The organism is Caballeronia calidae, from assembly GCF_900044055.2.
GTDB lineage: Bacteria > Pseudomonadota > Gammaproteobacteria > Burkholderiales > Burkholderiaceae > Caballeronia > Caballeronia calidae.
In genome coordinates, this window is record NZ_FCOX02000332.1 from 1 (window position 1) to 731 (window position 731).

1 protein-coding gene is annotated in these 731 nt (G+C 64.7%); it reads left to right on the forward strand.

The window, feature by feature from the left end:
• A partial coding sequence (locus AWB78_RS42905; RefSeq protein WP_157697922.1) for an AMP-binding protein occupies positions 1-731 on the forward strand: 731 nt, incomplete at both ends.

Here is a 731-nt window from a genome sequence, read left to right on the forward strand (position 1 = left end):
GCCAAGTTCGATCTCACCCTCAGTCTGGCTCAGACTGCCCAGCACGGGCTCGCCGGCCGATTCAGCTACGCCACCGACCTGTTCGACGAAGCCACCGTCGCCCGGCTGGGCGAACGCTTCACGCGTTTGCTGGAGCAAGCGCTCGATCAGCCCGATGCATCGTTGCATGCGCTCGAATTCATGCTGCCCGAGGAGCACGCGCTGCTCGGACGCTGGAACGACACGGCTGCGGCTTATCCCGAGGATGTGTGCATCCATCAGTTGTTCGAGCAACAGGTCCGACGCACGCCCGATGCAAGCGCACTCGTCTTCGAAGACGTGTCACTCACCTATGCGCAACTCAATGCGCGCGCCAACCGGCTTGCGCATCACCTGATCGGTCTGGGCGTGCGCCCCGAGACCCGTGTGGCCCTGTGCATGGTGCGCAGCCACGAGCTGATCGTCGCGCTGCTGGCCATCCTCAAGGCGGGCGGCGCCTATGTGCCGCTCGATCCGGCCTATCCGGGCGAGCGTCTCGCCCACATCCTCGACGATGCCGCGCCCGTGCTGCTTATCGCCGATGCCCACGGGCGACAAGCGCTCGGCAATACCGGCGATCTGCCGGTCCTCGATCCGGTGTCCTTCCATGATGTCGTCGCCCAAAGCAACCATGATCACGATCCGATCGTGCCGGACCTGAACTCCCGTCACCTCGCCTACGTGATCTACACCTCCGGCTCGACCGGCAAACC